The sequence below is a fragment of the Bailinhaonella thermotolerans genome (genome assembly GCF_003594875.1).
Lineage (GTDB): Bacteria > Actinomycetota > Actinomycetes > Streptosporangiales > Streptosporangiaceae > Bailinhaonella > Bailinhaonella thermotolerans.
Genome location: NZ_QZEY01000005.1, coordinates 209569 through 224756 on the forward strand (window position 1 = coordinate 209569; position 15188 = coordinate 224756).

Sequence of the window (15188 nt, forward strand, 5' to 3'; positions counted from 1 at the left end):
GATGAATCACCGGTGTCCGCGTGGACCCCTGACGGGCACGTCGGCCTCGGCGGGAAGCAGCCCCGGCTCGCCTGGCTCCCCGCTGTCCGCGCGAGGCGGCGAACCTCGGGACCGGGCCGCCCCCCTACGTCCCCTCCCCCATCACCCGCACCGCAGGAGGGCGCCCGGGTGCGATCGCCCTAGGGGGCGGGGCGGAGCGGGGCTGGATCGGTCCAGGGATGGGCTCCGCGGGGCGTAGCGCCGGTCGCGGGAGCGGCGATATCCAGGCAGCCGAACTCGCGGCGGAGGGGGGACGAGATGCCCGGCCGACCTGACGAGCACGACCCGCCGACCTCGGAGGAGCCCGCTCCCCGGCCGGGCCCCGCCCGGCCCCCCGCCGCCCCGCCCCTCCCCCGCCCCGCCCCGGACCCCGTGGCGCCCCCCGGCCGGCCCGCCGGGGAGCGACCCGCCGCCCCGCTCCAAGAGGAGCACTCCACGGCATCCGCCCCGGCCGGCGGGGAGTCGTCCGCCGCCACCGGCTCGGCCGGCGAGAAGCCTGACGGCTCCTCGGGCGGGCACGGCGCGTCGCGCTCGGACGGCGGGGAGGAGGTGCCGGACACGCCGCGGTCCGCGCCGTGGTGGTTGCCGTTGCGGTGGCCGGGGGCCTGGCGGGTCTATGTGTACTCCCGGATCAAGGAGGTCCGGGGCGAGGCGGGGCGGCTGCACGCCGCGCACGGGGACGCGGTCGCGGGGGTGGAGTCCGTCTGCCGGGCGATCGAGGGGCATCTGCGCAGCGCGCGGGTGTATGTGGACGAGCGGCACGGGTTCCGGCGGTGGATCAGCGGGGAGGCCGTCGAGGGCGCCTGGCAGAACGTCCACCAGGCGCAGGTCCTGTTGCTCTCGCTGCTGCCCGAGGAGGAGCTGCCGGCGAAGGCGGCCGAGGTGCTCGTGATCGGGCGGGCCTACCTGCCGCCCGACGACCCCCGGCTGACGGAGCTGTCCGGGCGGGTCTCGGCGCGCGACGTCGGCGAGGCGGACCGGCCGCTGCTGATCGCGGTGCTCAAGGCCGCGTACCTGGGGAACACGCTGGAGACGGGGCGCGTGCGGACGTTCCGCAACGTGCTCCTGGGCACGGCCGTCGCGCTGACGCTGATCATCGGCGGGCTGGTCGCCGTGTCGGCGGCGTGGCCGGCCGCCGTGCCGTTGTGCGTGGCGGCGGACACACCCGCGAACGCCGAGCGGGCGGTGTCGGCGGCCGGGGCGCAGCCCGCCCGGATCTGCCCGACGGGGAAGGACCGGCCCACGGGCGGGGACGTGCCCCTGATCGCGCTGGTCGGGCTCATCGGGGCCGCGCTCGCCGCCGCCCGGGCCATCTCGACGGGCAAGGAGCTGCCGACGCGCCACACGCTGACCGTCGCGCAGTACGTCATCAAGGCGCCCACGGGCGTCGCCACGGCGATCCTGGGCCTGCTGACGCTCTCCTCCGGGTTCGTGCCGGGGTTCGCCGGGCTGAAGTCGCAGCCGGCGATGCTGTTCTGGGCGCTGGTGTTCGGGTACGCGCAGCAGCTCCTCACCGGGCTCGTGGACCAGCGCGCCCGCGCCCTCCTGGAGGCCGCCTCGCCGGTCCAGCCGCAGCACTCGGAGCGGAAGACCTGAACGCGATAGCCGTACGAAAATCAGAAATCCCCGGAAACGGGCGGCGAATTACGTTCCGCCCACCGCGCGCGGGGCCTTCGGGTGCGATCTTCGCGTGACGCATGCGGGGCGGATCTCGGACCCGGCGACACGTGCCGGGAGGGGCCTGGGAGAATTGGCGCGTGATCGAGCGATACACGTTGCCGGAGATGGGTCGGGTCTTTTCGGAGGCGCACAAGTACGAGATCTGGTGCGAGGTGGAGACGCTCGCGCTGGAGGCGCACGCCAAGGCGGGCACCGTGCCCGAATCGGCGGTGGAGCCGGTGCGCAAGGCGCCACCGCCCACCCCGGAGGCCGTGACGGAGATCGAGAACGTCACGCAGCACGACGTCATCGCCTTCCTGTCCGCCTGGGCCGACAACACGACGCCGCGCGAGGCCGCCGCGTACGTCCACTTCGGCATGACCTCCTCGGACCTGCTCGACACCGCGCTCGCCGTACAGCTCGTCGAGGCCACCGACATCCTGCTGGAGAAGGCCGACAAGCTGGTCGCGGCGCTGCGCGACCATGCGCTCCAGCACCGGGCGACGCTGCGCGTGGGCCGCACCCACGGCATTCACGGCGAACCGGACACCTGGGGCCACCGGGTGGCCGACTTCGCGTTCGCGATGGCCCGCTCGCGCGACCGGCTGCGCCGCGCCCGCGAGTCCGTCGCCGTCGCCAAGATCTCCGGCGCCGTCGGGACGTACAGCAACATCTCGCCCGACGTCGAGAGGTACGTCGCGGACAAGCTCGGCCTCAAGCCCGCCGACGTGGCCACCCAGGTCGTGATCCGCGACGGGATCAGCGAGTGGGTCAACGCCCTGGCGATCATGGCCACCGTGTGCGAGGCGGTCGCCCTGGAGGTACGGCACGGCCAGCGCACGGAGGTGCGCGAGCTGTCGGAGGCGTTCGGCAAGGGCCAGAAGGGCTCCTCCGCGATGCCGCACAAGAAGAACCCGATCCTGTCCGAGCGCATCGCGGGCATGGCGCGGATCATCCGAGCGCAGATGATCCCGGTGATGGAGGGCATCCCGCTCTGGCACGAGCGCGACATCTCCCACTCCTCGGCCGAGCGCATCGCCCTGCCCGACGCCGCGATCGGCACCGACTACCTGCTGCACATCACGACGCGCCTGGTCACCGGCCTGGTGGTGTACCCCGAGCGGATGCGGGCCAACCTGGAGTCCTCCGGCGGCCTGATCTACACCTCGGCGGTGCTGCTGGAGCTGGTCGAGGGCGGCATGTCCCGCGAGGACGCCTACAAGCTGGTCCAGGACGCCGCGATGGAGACCTGGAACACCGGCCGCCCGTTCCGCGAGACGCTGCGCGAGCACGCCGGCGACCGCGAGATCGACGAGGCCCGCCTGGATGAAGTGTGCCGTCCCGAGCGTTATGTGGAGCGTCTGGGCGAGGTCTTCGACCGGCTGGAGCGTCTCACCTGACCAGGTGAGGCCGCTCGCGAGCGGGTACGGCGCCGCCCGGCGGCGGGGCCGTACCCCGCGGGGGATGCCCGGCCGGTGTGACAACCCGGGGATTATGACGATCTTGTACGGGTAACCGGTCACGAGCGACTAGTGTGTGTCGGTGCCGGTTCGCGCGTTCTCGCCGCCAGCCGAGTGTCCGGCCCCGGCACCCTCATCATGATCACGAATCCACACTTCACGTCAAGGGACGTCCGATCCCGGACAAGGAGCCAGGGCATATGAGCATGGGCCCGGAGGTTCGCTACCGCGTCCGCGGTGGCCGCGCACTGCGCGGCACCGCTTTCATCCAGGGTGCGAAGAACGCCGTCCTGCCGATGATCGGCGCCGCGCTGCTCGCCCCCAAGGGGCGCACCGTCCTGCGCAACGTGCCCATCATCGAGGACGTGCGCCGGGCCATCGACCTGGCGCAGACCCTCGGCGCGCGCATCGAGCTGCACGAGGCCGAGCGCACGCTGGTCATCGACGCGTCGCGGCTCACCAGCCCGGTCCTCCCGGCCGACATCGCCCGCAAGTTCCGCGGGTCGGTGCTGTTCGTCCCGGCGATGCTGCACCGCCTCGGCGAGGCCGTGATCGAGGGCGTGGGGGGCTGCAACCTGGGCAGCCGGCTGCTGGACTTCCACTACCGCGGCTTCGCCCGGCTCGGCGCCGACGTGCAGGAGCACGAGCTCGAGAGCGTCATCCACGTGAAGGCGGGCACCCTCACCGGCGCCCACCTGTACCTCGACACGCCCTCCCACACCGGCACCGAGAACCTCATCATGGCCGCCGCCCTCGCCAAGGGCACCACCGTGATCGAGAACGCCGCACTGGAGCCCGAGGTCCTCGACGTGATCGAGCTCCTCACCAAGATGGGCGCCAAGATCAGCGGCGGCGGCACCGGCTTCATCACCGTCGAGGGCGTGGACGAGCTGCGCGCGGTCGAGCACACGGTCATGCCGGACCGGCTCGACGCGGGCGTGTTCGCCATGGCGGCGGCGCTGACCGGCGGCGAGGTCAACCTCGTCGGCGCGAGCCTTGAGCACCTGGGCGTCGTGCGCTGGAAGCTGGAGCAGATGAACGTGGAGTTCGCGCAGCACGGCGCGGTGCTGCACGTGCGCCGCGAGAAGCCGCTCCACAAGATCAACATCATCACCTGCCCATACCCCGGCTTCGCGACCGACCTCCAGTCGCCGATCATGACCCTGGCCTGCCTCGCCGACGGCGCCAGCTACATCCACGAGCGCATCTTCGACGAGCGGTTCGCCCTCGCCGGCGAGCTCAACAAGATGGGCGCCAACATCGAGGTCGATGGCAGCCGCGCGGTCGTGCACGGCCCCACCCCGCTCGTCGGCACCGAGGTGACCGCCCACGACCTGCGTTCGGGCATCGCGCTCGTGCTCGCGGGCCTGGTGGCGGAGGGCGAGACCGTCATCTCCCCCGGTTACCTGATCGACCGCGGGCACGCCCACCTCGCCCAGCGGATGTCCTCCATCGGGGCCGACATCGAGCAGGAAATCCTGACGCCCGCCAACAACCTGGGTTAGGCCCTTCCACCTGCGCCGATCGCGCGAATCGCACTCGGTGCGACCGCGCGGTCGGCATCAATGCGGGAACATTTCGCAAATTCCGGCGTGACATTAAGGCCCTCAAGAGCGATCGTTCCAACAAGGAAGACTTTGTACGATCGCGGTTGCCTGACGTCGGAATGGGTCGAACATTGGTCGAACGGGCCGAAACAACGAGCGGGTCCAATCCCCGCGGATCTCGTCCTGGCACGGTGGCTCCGGATCTCACCATAGGTGTGGTGGGGCCGCACGATCTCGTCGAGCGCGTCATGCTCATGGGTCACGGCTCGGTGCCGGTGCCCTGCCGTCTGGTCGCCGCGGCCTACCGCGACGAGCAGGAGGCCGCCGACAAGGTGGTGAAGCTGGGGGCCGGCGTGGACGTCTGCCTGTTCGCCAGCCCGCTGCCGTACGACTTCGCCCGGCGCTCGGGCGTCCTGTCGGTTCCCGCCACCTACGTGCCACTGGGCGGGGCGGCGCTCCACGCGGCCCTGTCGCGGGCCGTACGCGACGAACGCCTCGACCTGACCAGGGTCAGCGTGGACGTCATCGAGCGCGCCGAGGTCGAGGAGGCGTATTCCGACCTCGGCCTGTCCGCCGACGGCGTGCAGACCCGCGACGAACCGGGCGCGGTCGGCACGCTCACGAACTTCCACGAGCGCCTGTTCCGCCGGGGCGCCACCACCGGGGCGCTGACCTGCCTGCCCGCGGTCGCCGAACGCCTGGAGGCGGCGGGCGTGCCGGCCGTGCTCGTGCGGCCGACCACCTCCTCGATCCGCGGCGCGCTGCACTCGGCGGCCCTGATGGGCGCCCACCACCGGCTGGAGGAATCCCAGCTCACGGTGGTGCTCGTGGACGTCCCGACCCTCCGCGAGCCGGTACGGCGCAGCGCCCCGCGCTACTGGCGCGACGAGCTGCGGCTGGCGCTGCACCGGCTGCTCGTGCAGGAGGGGCACCGCATGCAGGCGTCGGTGTGGCCCATCGACGACCACAGCTATCTCGTCTCGGCCACGCGCGGCTCGGTGTCGGGGGCGACGGACGGGTTCCGGGTGCCGCCGTTCGCCGGGCGCGTGCGCGAGGAACTGGGCCTGACCGTCGAGGTGGGCATCGGCATGGGCCGCACGACCCACGACGCCGAGGCGCACGCGCGGGCGGCCCTGTCGCGGGCGCAGACCAGCAAGCAGGCGCAGAGCTTCGCGGTGGACCGCGAGGGGCGGCCGCTGGTGCCCGCGCCCCGGCTCCCTCCCCAGCCGACCGGGCAGCCCAAACCGCGCGGCCTGGAGGTGCTCTCGCGCCTGGCGGCCAAGCTGGAGGGCGGCGACACGGTGGTGGACGCCGAGGCCGCGGGCCGCATGCTGGGCGTCACCCCGCGCACGGCCAGGCGGCTGCTGCGCACGCTCGTGGACGAGGGCCTGGCCTGGCCGCTGCCCCCGAACCGGACGCCGCAGCCGGGCCGCCCGCGCCAGCTCTACCGGCTGATCATCGAGAAACTCGGCCCCGCCCGCGCCTGAGGCCGCCGTCCTCCGCAGGAGCCCGATCCGGCCGCGCCGGCCGGCGGGCGGCGCGGCGGCGCGGCGGCCGTACGGGACGCGCCCGGGGTCTCGGGTGGAGCGCTCCGAGGGGGGTGAACTGTCCGGATCTGACCCGGTGGCGTACTGTCATGAGTCATGTCCCCCCATGCTCATGACAGGCGTCCCGGTCCCCTCCTCGTGTGGGGGGCGCTGGCGATCGTCTACGTGGTCTGGGGCAGCACCTATCTGGGCATCCGGGTGGCGATCGAGACCATGCCGCCGCTGCTGCACGGTTCACTGCGCTTCCTGGCGGCCGGGGTCGTGCTCGCCCTCGTCCTGCTCGCGGTCAAGGGCCGTCAGGCGCTGCGGGTGACCCGCCGCGAGTTCCTCAGCGCCGCGCTCATCGGGCTGCTGCTGCTCACCGCCGGGAACGGCATGGTGGCCATCGCCGAGCAGCACATCTCCTCGGGCCTGGCGGCCCTGCTCGTGGCCTCGGTCCCGCTCTGGCTGGTGATCTTCCGTACGGCGGCGCGCGACCGTCCTCCGCTGCTCACGCTGGCGGGCGTGCTGATCGGCTTCACCGGGGTGGCGCTGCTGTCGCTGTCGGGGAACTCCGGCGGCGCGACCAGCCACATCGGCGTCATCGTGATCCTGCTGGCGTCGCTGTCCTGGTCCGTCGGCTCGTTCCTGTCCGGCCGGATCACGATGCCCCGCGACCCGTTCGCGGCCTCCGTCTACGAGATGCTGGCCGGCGGCCTGGCCCTGGGCGTCGTCGGCCTGGCCCGCGGCGAACGCCTCGATGTGACCGCCGTCTCCGGGCACTCCTGGCTCGCGCTCGCCTACCTGATCGTCTTCGGCTCCCTCATCGCGTTCACGTCGTACGCCTGGCTCCTGGGCAACGCCCCCATCTCGCTGGTCGCGACGTACGCCTACGTCAACCCGGTGGTGGCGGTGGCGCTGGGCGTGGCCGTGCTGAACGAGCGGGTCACCACCCCGATCCTGGCCGCCGGCGCCGTCATCGTCCTCGGCGTGGCCCTCGTCGTCTCGACGGAGAGCCTCCGCAACCGCCGCGCCAGGACCCCCGACCCCGCCCTCACGGACTGACCCGGCCTCTCCATCCCCCCACCGGCGCGCCGGCCGCTCCGCGCCGATCCCGCGGGGGGCGTGATCGGCGCGGAGGAGAGCGCGTCAGGCGGTGATGAACTCCTGCGCGGCGGCGAGGAAGGCGTCGTTGGCCTCGGGGTCGGCGATGGTGACGCGGGCGCCCTCGCCGGCGAAGGGGCGTACGGCGACGCCGTGGCGGGCGCAGGTCTCGGCGAAGTCGAGGGTGCGGTCGCCGAGCCGGAGCCAGACGAAGTTGGCCTCGGTCGCGGGCACCTCCCAGCCCTGGGTCAGCAGCGCCTCGCGGACGCGCGTGCGCTCCTTCACCACCGACTCCACGCGGGCGAGGAGCTCCGGCTCGGCCTCCAGCGAGGCGACGGCGGCGGCCTGGGCGACCGCGTTGACCGCGAAGGGGATCTGGGTCTTGCGCACGGCCCCCGCCACGGCCGGGTGGCCGATCAGGTAGCCGACGCGGAGCCCGGCCAGGCCGTACGCCTTGGAGAACGTGCGCAGGACGGCGACGTTGGGCCGGTCGGGGTAGATCGTGAGGCCGTCGGGGACGTCCTCGTCGCGGACGTACTCACGGTAGGCCTCGTCCAGGATCACCAGGACGTCCCCGGGGACGCGGTCGAGGAAGGCGAGCAGCTCCGAGCGGCGGGTGACGGTGCCGGTGGGGTTGTTGGGGTTGCAGACGAAGACCGCCCGGGTGCGGTCGGTGATCGCCTCGGCCATCGCGTCCAGGTCGTGGCGCTCGTCCACGAGCGGCACCCGGACCGACGTGGCCCCGGCCAGGTCGGCGAGCAGGGGGTACGCCTCGAAGGAGCGCCAGGCGTAGAGCACCTCGGTGCCCGGCTCCGCGACGGCCTCCAGGATCTGCTGGGCCACGGTGACCGACCCGGCGCCGAGCGCGATGTGGTCCTCGGGCACCTGGAAGCGCCGGGCCAGCGCCTCGGTCAGGCGCAGCGCGCCCGGGTCGGGGTAGCGGTTCGCGGTCATCGCCGCCTCGGCCATGGCCTCGGCCACGCCCGGCAGCGGTTCGTACGGCGACTCGTTCGAGGACAGCTTGAACGAACGGCCGTCGGGGGACCTGACCGCCTTGCCCGGCACGTACGGCGGGAGCTGGTCGAGGATCGCGCGAAGACGCGGACTCTGTGCGGACACCGTTGTCCTCCCGGGGGAGCTGAGGAGAGGTAGCTGCTGACCTATACCTTAAAGCCCTGCGTATGAGCGTTTCTCCTGGGTACGTGCGCCTGACGTACGGAAACATCGGGGGGAAGCAATGCGTCATCCGATCGCCCAGATCGACTTCGGTCAGGGCATCCAGAACGTGTGGAACGGGATCATCTCGACCGTACCCAAGATCATCGCGTTCATCGTCATCCTCGTCATCGGGTGGATCGTCGCGAAGGTCCTCTGCCGCGTCGTGGCGTCCCTGCTCACCAAGGCGCACTTCGACCGTCTCGCCCAGCGCGGCCAGGTCGGGGAGTGGCTGAAGAACAGCAAGTACAGCGCCTCCACGTTCATCGCGAAGATCGTGTACTACGCGGCTCTCCTGGTGACGCTGCAACTGGCGTTCTCGGCGTTCGGGCCGAACCCGATCAGCGACGTGCTGCGCGGCATCGTGGGGTGGCTGCCGCAGCTCGCCGTCGCCGTCATCATCGTCGTGGTGGTCTCGGCGATCGCCAAGGTCGTCAAGGACCTGCTGTCGTCGGCGCTGAGCTCGACCGGGTACGGCAACATCGTGGCGAACGTCGCCTCGATCTTCATCCTGGCGCTGGGCATCATCGCGGCGCTGAACCAGATGGGGATCGCCCTGTCGGTGACGATGCCGGTGCTGATCGCGGCCCTGGCCACGGTGGGCGGCATCCTCGTCGTCGGCGTCGGCGGCGGCCTGATCCAGCCCATGCGGCAGCGCTGGGAGGGCTGGCTGCGCTCGGTCCCGTCCGGCGCGGGCCAGCGGGCGGCCGAGGGCGCCTCGCAGAGCACGCAGCGCATGCGCTCGGCCGCGAGCGACGCCTTCGAGCAGGGCCGTACGGCGGGCGCCCAGGGCGGCGGCGCGCGCCAGGCGGAACAGGCCGGGGGGCGAGCCGCGGACCAGGCCGGCGACCAGGTGGGGCAGGAGTCGCGCCGGAACGGCTGACCCGGGCGTCAGACGGCGGTCACTCCGGGGCTGGAGTGACGTGACAACCAGGTAAGAGCGATGAGGCGGGTGGTCTCCCAGTCGTGGCCGGCGCCGCGGTCCATCTCGTGGGCGTCCTCCACGGGAGGCCACCAGCCCCGCTCGATCGAGGCCTGGACGAAGCCGCGCGTGTAGTCCGAGATGGCGTCGGAGCCGATGACCTCCCCGCAGCCGAGGAGGGCGTCGCGCACCTCGGCGGCGTGCTGGTCGACGGCGGCCAGCAGACCGGGCCAGGTGGACACGTGGCTCAGGCCGGCTTCCCCTATGGACAGGGCGAGGGACAGGCCGAGCTTCATCAGCTCTTCGGACATAGTTCTCATAAAGTATCAAAGCTCTCGGCAAAGACCGACAGAAAGTCGGAGACGCTTCATCCTCGCGGGGGAGCCTGCGTGCGCCGGGGCGACGTAGCGTGTAGATAACACCCGGATAACAAAGAGGGGGACACGCTACCGATGCACCGCTCCAGGGATCACAAGATCATCGCCGGCGTCTGCGGCGGGATCGCCGAGAAGATGGGTGTCCGGCCCAGTCTGATCCGGATCCTGTTCGTGCTCTCGTGCATCCTGCCCGGGCCGCAGTTCATCGTCTACATCCTGATGTGGATCTTCATTCCCAAGGCCAAGAAGAGCTACTACTGACCCGGCCGCCGGCCGCGCGCACCTGACGGGCACGCCCTAGGCGCGGCCTGGCCGCAGCATCGGGGGATGCAACAGTTCGGCGCCGCCTCGCCGGTACAACCGCGCGGGGCGGCCGCCGTCCCTGGTCGTCGTGCGCCCCGTGGGCACGAGGAAGCCCTCGGCGCCGGTGACCTTGCGGTGGAAGTTGCGCGGATCCAGCGGGGTGTTCCACACGATCTCGTAGACCCGCCGCAGCTCCGCCACCGTGAACTCGGGCGGGCAGAACGCCGCCCCCAGCGAGGTGTACTCCAGCTTCGAGCGCGCCCGCTCCACCCCGTCCAGCAGGATCCGCCGGTGGTCGAAGGCCATCGAGGTCAGGGAGTTCACGCCCTGCCAGCTCATGTGCGCCTCCGACGGCGCGGGCAGGTCGGGCGCGAGCCCCAGGTAGGCCACGCTCACCACCCGCTGGCGCGGGTCGCGGTCGGGGTATCCGTACGTCTGGAGCTGCTCCAGGTGCACCGGCGCCCCGCGCAGCCCGGCGCGCTCGGCCAGCACCCGAGCGGCGGCGGCCGGCAGGTCCTCGTCGAGCTGGATGAACCCGCCGGAGAGCGCCCAGCGCCCGGCGTGCGGCGGCTGGTCGCGGCGCCACACGAGCGCGCTGAGCCGCTGTTCCCTGACCGTGAGCACGACGAGGTCCACGCTGACGGGGATCCTCGGAACCATGTGAGCACGCTACACCCGAGATCAGGTCGATGAACCCAGCTCAGGCCGTGCCCGCCGGTCCTCCCGGCTTCGGACCGGCTTCAGGGCGCCTGCGGGGCCTGCGGGGCGCGGAAGGGGAACGGCCGGGCCAGCCCCTTGCCCGCGGAGTTGACCAGTTCGAGCTGGATCCACGAGCCGGGATCGACGCCCTCCCAGTCGTACGGCACCCACAGCGACATGTTGCCCCGGGGCAGCAGGGGGTCGCCGCCGGAGGAGACCCAGCCCTGGATGGACGCGTCGAGCTCCCGCGCGGGCGCCCCGCCCGAGGGCCGCAGCGTCACCTTCGCGCGGTCCAGGTTGTAGCCGCGCACCAGGATCCCGCGCTGCACGCCCCGCTGCTGGGCGCCCACGTCGATCACGATCGGGCGGTTCCAGTCGGCGAGGATCTCCTCCCCCAGCGGCTGCGCGTGCGTGCCCCGGCAGGTGTAGAAGTCCGTCCACATGTACGAGATGATCTTGTTGACGTACGGCCCCGCCAGCGCGATCGCCGTGTCCAGCCGCGCCTTGTCGGTGCGGCCCCGGGTGCCGTGGGGGCTGCACCCCTCGATCCCGTCGGGCTCGAACGCCTCGACGTTCGCCCACAGCTCGACCTGGCGGCCCTCCATCGACAGCCTCTCGCGCTCGGCCGCCGCCAGCCGGTAGAAGTCGCGCGTGCTGCCGCGGTACGCCTCGCCGTACGTCGTGTCGCCGACGACCCGGCGCACCCGGTCGGGCACCCGCCGGTCCGCCTCGTCCCCGAAGTACAGCCCGACCTTGCCGGTGCCGTGACCGTCCTGCGGCGCGATGATGTCGGCGCCGGTCTCGGCCACCGCGCGGAACCCGGCGGCGGCCTCGTCCGGCGTCGCCCCGAAGCCGACCTTCTTCCGCCCGTCCAGGTAGGGGCTGACGAGGATGCGGCGGCCGGGCAGCTCCTGCCGTACGAGCCGGTGCTGCGCGGCGTAGACCTGCAGGGTGGTGACGTCCTCGGCCCTCTTCCAGCGCTTGAGCTGGATCTCGAAGCCCTGGTAGACGCCGGCGAGCGCGGGATGCCTGGCGTAGCGGCGCTGGTAGTCCTGGAGCGTGCGCCGGGTCAGGGTCTCCAGCGCCGGGATGTGCTCGGGGTCGGCGCGGGAGCGGTCCCTGGGGTCGCGCGGGCCCATCGGGAGGGCGGGATAGACCTTCATGCCGTACCGGTCGGCCTCGTCGAGCAGCTCGCCCATGTAGTCGCGGACGGAGCTGCGCACGAGGATCAGGTCGTAGTCCCCGGCCTTGGAGAAGTTGCAGGAGGGGTCGTCGGACCCGTCGGAGGGGACCAGCATGCGGTGGAAGACCACCGCGCCCGCGGTGACGCTGCGCTCGACGGACGGGCAGCGCAGGACCTCAGAGCCCAGGTACTCGTCGGTCCGGAAGACGTACGCCTGCTGGAGCCGGTTGGCCGGGTTCGCGGCGGTCAGCGTGTCCATGGCCGCCTCGAAGCACGACTTGCCGCCGTCCACGCAGGCGAAGGTCTCGTCGGGCTGCCGGCCCTCCTTGTCCAGGATGCGCCCCTTGCGGTCCACGTCGCGGGGCTGCATGGCGTACCCGAACCGCACCACGGTGTCCCCGCCGGCCCGGTGCATGGCCTGGAGCTCGGCGCGCATGAGGCAGCGGTCCTTCTTCGGCATGAAGAAGAAGCCGCTCACCGGATAGCCCGCCTGGATCCGCAGGTCGCGCTCGCCGCAGGGGTCGGCGGGAGGCGGTGTGGGCGTGGGCTTCGCGGCGCCGCCCCGCTTCCGGGGCGCGGCGTCGCCGTCGGACTTCCCCGGCGAGATCGCCACGAAGGCCACGACTCCGACCGCCGCCGCGATCCACGAACCCAGCAGCAGGAAGAGGAACCAACGTCTGAGCCCGCGCACGTCCGGCAGCCTATCGAGAGATCGCGCAGATCAGGACTTTTCCGCCCACACTTCGAGCTGGGCGACGAAGTCCCTGGCCGCGTTGGGCCAGTGGTGGAACCTCAGCGCCGACGTGTGCCCGCGCCTGCCCCGCGCGCGCCGCTCCTCCGCGTCGTCCCGCAGCCGCAGTACGGCCTGAGCCACCGCCTGCGGGTCCTGCCACGGGACGACCACGCCGCTGCCGTACCGCTCGACGAGCTCGACGGCGCGCGGGGAGGGCGTGGTGATGACCGGGATGCCGTGGGCCATGTACTCGATGACCTTGGTCGGCAGGGAGTGCCGGTAGTTCGGCTGGTCGTGCAGGAGGGACAGGCCCGCCAGCGCCCCGTCCAGGCGCTTGAGCGCCTCGTCGTTGGGCATGAAGTCGCGCCACTCCAGCACGCCCTCCTCGACCGCCTGGGTGAGCAGCGGGCGGCTCTGCGCGTCGGCGTACCCGATCAGCTCCACGGCCACCCGGTGCGGCCGGAGCAGCCGGGCCACCTCGATCGCCTCGCGCACGCCGCGCGCGTGCGACAGCCAGCCCAGGTAGACCACGCGGTCGTCGCCGGGCGGGCTGACGGTCTCGGGCACCCAGGTGTTGTTCGGCACGATCAGGTGCTCGCGGGCGAACCGGTGGGCGTACGCCGTCTCGGCCAGGATCAGGTGGACGCGCTTCTCCGCGGCCTTCTCGGCGGCCCGGACGAGCACCCGCACCGGCGGCCGCAGCCAGCGCGGCAGCCAGGGCTTCAGCGAGAGCGTGGCCGGGGTGTCCTCGTGCACGTCCCAGACGACCGGGGGCCGGTCCTTGATCCCGAGCACCGCGAGCAGCAGCTCGGGATCGTGCACGACGACGATGTCCACGCGGTCGCGCAGCTCGCGGAAGACCTTGCGGGCCTCTCGCACCGCGCGGAAGCGGCGGCGCTCCTCGGCGCGCGGCAGGTCCACCCCGGTCACCCACGGCCGGGGCACGACGCCCCGGGCCGAGAACGGCGCCGCGAAGATCACCTCGTGGCCGGCGTCGGCGAGCGCGCGGATCTCCCGGTGCAGCACCCGGGCGTCCTCCGGGTGGTGCACCACGGTCATGACCAGCACGCGCACGAGGGACTCCCGCTCCTAGAGCCGCTCGACGTGTTCGGCGTCGGCGAGAACGCCGCGGGTGTCGAGGACGAGTTGCGCCCGGGTCCGCAGGACCTCCAGGTCGAAGGCCGAGTGCTGCTGGAGCAGGACGGCGATGTCGGCCTTCGCGGCCGCCTCGCCCAGGTCCTCCTCCTTGGGCACGACGTCGCCGTCCACGGTCCACTCCGGGACGTACGGGTCGCAGAACACCAGCTCGGCCCCGAGCTCGCGGAGCGCCCGCGCGACCGGCAGGGCCGGGGTCTCGCGGTCGTCGGCGATGTCGGGCTTGTAGGTGACGCCGAGCAGCAGCACGCGCGCGCCGTTCACGGCCTTCTTGTGCCGGTTGAGCAGCCGTTGCACACGCGCGACGACGTACGACGGCATGCGCTCGTTGATCTCCTGGGCCAGCTCCACGAACCGGAACGGGTAGCCCAGCTTGCGCACGGTGTACGACAGGTAGCTCGGGTCCACCGGGATGCAGTGGCCGCCGACGCCGGGCCCGGGGAGGAACCGCTGGAAGCCGAACGGCTTCGTGCTCGCGGCGTCGATCACTTCCCACAGGTCGATGTCGAGCTCGTCGCAGAAGATCGCCATCTCGTTGACGAGCGCGATGTTGACGTGCCGGTAGGTGTTCTCCAGCAGCTTGGCCATCTCGGCCTCGCGCGTGCCGCTCACGGGCACGACCTGCTCGACGAACTTGCCGTAGAACGACGCCGCCCGGTCACGGCAGGCCTCGGTGTAGCCGCCGACGACCTTGGGCGTGTTGCGCAGGCCGTACGTCGGGTTGCCGGGGTCGATCCGCTCCGGGGAGAACGCCAGGTGGAAGTCCACGCCCGCGCGCAGGCCGGACTTCTCCAGGATCGGGCGGATCTCCTCATCGGTGGTGCCGGGCCAGGTGGTGGACTCCAGGACGACGAGCGTGCCGGGCCGCAGGTGCCGCGCGACGGCCTCGCTCGCCGAGTGGACGGCCGACAGGTCCGGCCGGTGGTCCTCGTCGAGCGGGGTGGGGACGCAGATGATGATCGTGTCGGCGCGGCCGAGGATCGCCTCGTCGGTCGTCGCGCGGAAGCCCGCGGACAACATCTCCGCGATCTCGGTCCCGCTCAGGTCGTCGATGTACGACCTGCCGGAGTTCAACGCCTCGATCTTGGCGGGGTCAACGTCGAGACCGATGACCCGCAGTCCCGCCGAGGTGGCCTCCTTGGCAAGCGGCATGCCGACGTACCCGAGCCCGATGACCGCGAGGTCGAAGCTGGGTCCTGGCACCGTGGTCGACCCCATCACGGGAGCGAAGGGGTAAGCCATAGAGAACACTTCATGGTCGGACAG

13 protein-coding genes are annotated in these 15188 nt (G+C 72.1%); 7 read left to right on the top strand and 6 right to left on the bottom strand.

What is annotated here, in order from left to right; genetic code table 11:
* The first annotated feature begins 297 nt into the window (after positions 1-297).
* The 5 genes from D5H75_RS41605 (at position 298) to D5H75_RS16315 (ending at position 7296) form a co-directional block, all read left to right on the top strand.
* Entirely contained in the window at positions 298-1635 is a 1338-nt protein-coding gene (locus tag D5H75_RS41605; protein ID WP_202638213.1) for a hypothetical protein, read from the top strand.
* 161 nt (positions 1636-1796) lie between these two features.
* Positions 1797-3098, top strand: a complete 1302-nt coding sequence (gene purB / locus D5H75_RS16300) for an adenylosuccinate lyase (RefSeq protein ID WP_119927315.1) — start codon at positions 1797-1799, stop codon at positions 3096-3098.
* 260 nt (positions 3099-3358) lie between these two features.
* The gene (gene murA / locus D5H75_RS16305) at positions 3359-4663 is read left to right on the top strand and encodes a UDP-N-acetylglucosamine 1-carboxyvinyltransferase (protein WP_119927316.1); all 1305 of its coding nucleotides are present in this window, start codon (positions 3359-3361) and stop codon (positions 4661-4663) included.
* A gap of 290 nt (positions 4664-4953) precedes the next feature.
* Positions 4954-6192, top strand: a complete 1239-nt coding sequence (locus D5H75_RS16310) for a transcriptional regulator (RefSeq protein WP_119927575.1) — start codon at positions 4954-4956, stop codon at positions 6190-6192.
* Between the two features lie 156 nt (positions 6193-6348).
* Positions 6349-7296, top strand: coding sequence for an EamA family transporter (locus tag D5H75_RS16315; protein WP_119927317.1), 948 nt, complete (start codon positions 6349-6351; stop codon positions 7294-7296).
* An 84-nt stretch (positions 7297-7380) separates the two neighbouring features.
* On the opposite strand, the gene hisC is transcribed toward D5H75_RS16315, so the two are convergent.
* Positions 7381-8454 (bottom strand): histidinol-phosphate transaminase, encoded by a 1074-nt coding sequence (gene hisC, locus D5H75_RS16320; RefSeq protein ID WP_119927318.1) that lies wholly within the window; start codon positions 8452-8454, stop codon positions 7381-7383.
* 118 nt (positions 8455-8572) lie between these two features.
* Between hisC and D5H75_RS16325 the strand changes: the two genes are divergently transcribed.
* A complete protein-coding gene (locus D5H75_RS16325; protein WP_119927319.1) occupies positions 8573-9433 on the top strand; it encodes a mechanosensitive ion channel family protein in 861 nt (286 codons plus the stop codon).
* A gap of 8 nt (positions 9434-9441) precedes the next feature.
* On the opposite strand, the gene D5H75_RS16330 is transcribed toward D5H75_RS16325, so the two are convergent.
* On the bottom strand, positions 9442-9783 hold the full coding sequence (locus D5H75_RS16330) for a DUF6401 family natural product biosynthesis protein (protein ID WP_119927320.1): 342 nt from the start codon (positions 9781-9783) through the stop codon (positions 9442-9444).
* A gap of 141 nt (positions 9784-9924) precedes the next feature.
* Here D5H75_RS16330 and D5H75_RS16335 point away from each other — a divergent pair, with 141 nt between their 5' ends.
* Positions 9925-10110 (top strand): PspC domain-containing protein, encoded by a 186-nt coding sequence (locus D5H75_RS16335; protein ID WP_119927321.1) that lies wholly within the window; start codon positions 9925-9927, stop codon positions 10108-10110.
* Between the two features lie 36 nt (positions 10111-10146).
* On the opposite strand, the gene D5H75_RS16340 is transcribed toward D5H75_RS16335, so the two are convergent.
* The 4 genes from D5H75_RS16340 to D5H75_RS16355 all read right to left on the bottom strand — a co-directional run bounded on the left by D5H75_RS16340 (position 10147) and on the right by D5H75_RS16355 (position 15140).
* Positions 10147-10812 carry an NUDIX hydrolase gene (locus D5H75_RS16340; protein WP_119927322.1) on the bottom strand — a complete coding sequence of 222 codons (666 nt, stop codon included), beginning with the start codon at positions 10810-10812 and terminating at the stop codon, positions 10147-10149.
* An 80-nt stretch (positions 10813-10892) separates the two neighbouring features.
* Positions 10893-12725: a DUF4434 domain-containing protein gene (locus tag D5H75_RS16345; RefSeq protein ID WP_119927323.1), complete on the bottom strand. Its 1833-nt coding sequence runs from the start codon at positions 12723-12725 to the stop codon at positions 10893-10895.
* Between the two features lie 30 nt (positions 12726-12755).
* A complete protein-coding gene (locus D5H75_RS16350; protein WP_202638214.1) occupies positions 12756-13841 on the bottom strand; it encodes a glycosyltransferase in 1086 nt (361 codons plus the stop codon).
* Between the two features lie 15 nt (positions 13842-13856).
* On the bottom strand, positions 13857-15140 hold the full coding sequence (locus D5H75_RS16355) for a nucleotide sugar dehydrogenase (protein ID WP_119927324.1): 1284 nt from the start codon (positions 15138-15140) through the stop codon (positions 13857-13859).
* Positions 15141-15188: the final 48 nt, after the last annotated feature.

Bases quoted from the DNA above. Each gene is read 5' to 3' on its own strand.
- D5H75_RS41605 (WP_202638213.1), top strand. From the start codon at position 298: ATGCCCGGCCGACCTGACGAGCACGACCCGCCGACCTCGGAGGAGCCC.
- murA (WP_119927316.1), top strand. From the start codon at position 3,359: ATGAGCATGGGCCCGGAGGTTCGCTACCGCGTCCGCGGTGGCCGCGCA.
- D5H75_RS16310 (WP_119927575.1), top strand. From the start codon at position 4,954: ATGCTCATGGGTCACGGCTCGGTGCCGGTGCCCTGCCGTCTGGTCGCC.
- D5H75_RS16315 (WP_119927317.1), top strand. From the start codon at position 6,349: ATGTCCCCCCATGCTCATGACAGGCGTCCCGGTCCCCTCCTCGTGTGG.
- D5H75_RS16325 (WP_119927319.1), top strand. From the start codon at position 8,573: ATGCGTCATCCGATCGCCCAGATCGACTTCGGTCAGGGCATCCAGAAC.
- D5H75_RS16330 (WP_119927320.1), bottom strand. From the start codon at position 9,783: ATGTCCGAAGAGCTGATGAAGCTCGGCCTGTCCCTCGCCCTGTCCATA.
- D5H75_RS16335 (WP_119927321.1), top strand. From the start codon at position 9,925: ATGCACCGCTCCAGGGATCACAAGATCATCGCCGGCGTCTGCGGCGGG.
- D5H75_RS16340 (WP_119927322.1), bottom strand. From the start codon at position 10,812: ATGGTTCCGAGGATCCCCGTCAGCGTGGACCTCGTCGTGCTCACGGTC.
- D5H75_RS16355 (WP_119927324.1), bottom strand. From the start codon at position 15,140: ATGGGGTCGACCACGGTGCCAGGACCCAGCTTCGACCTCGCGGTCATC.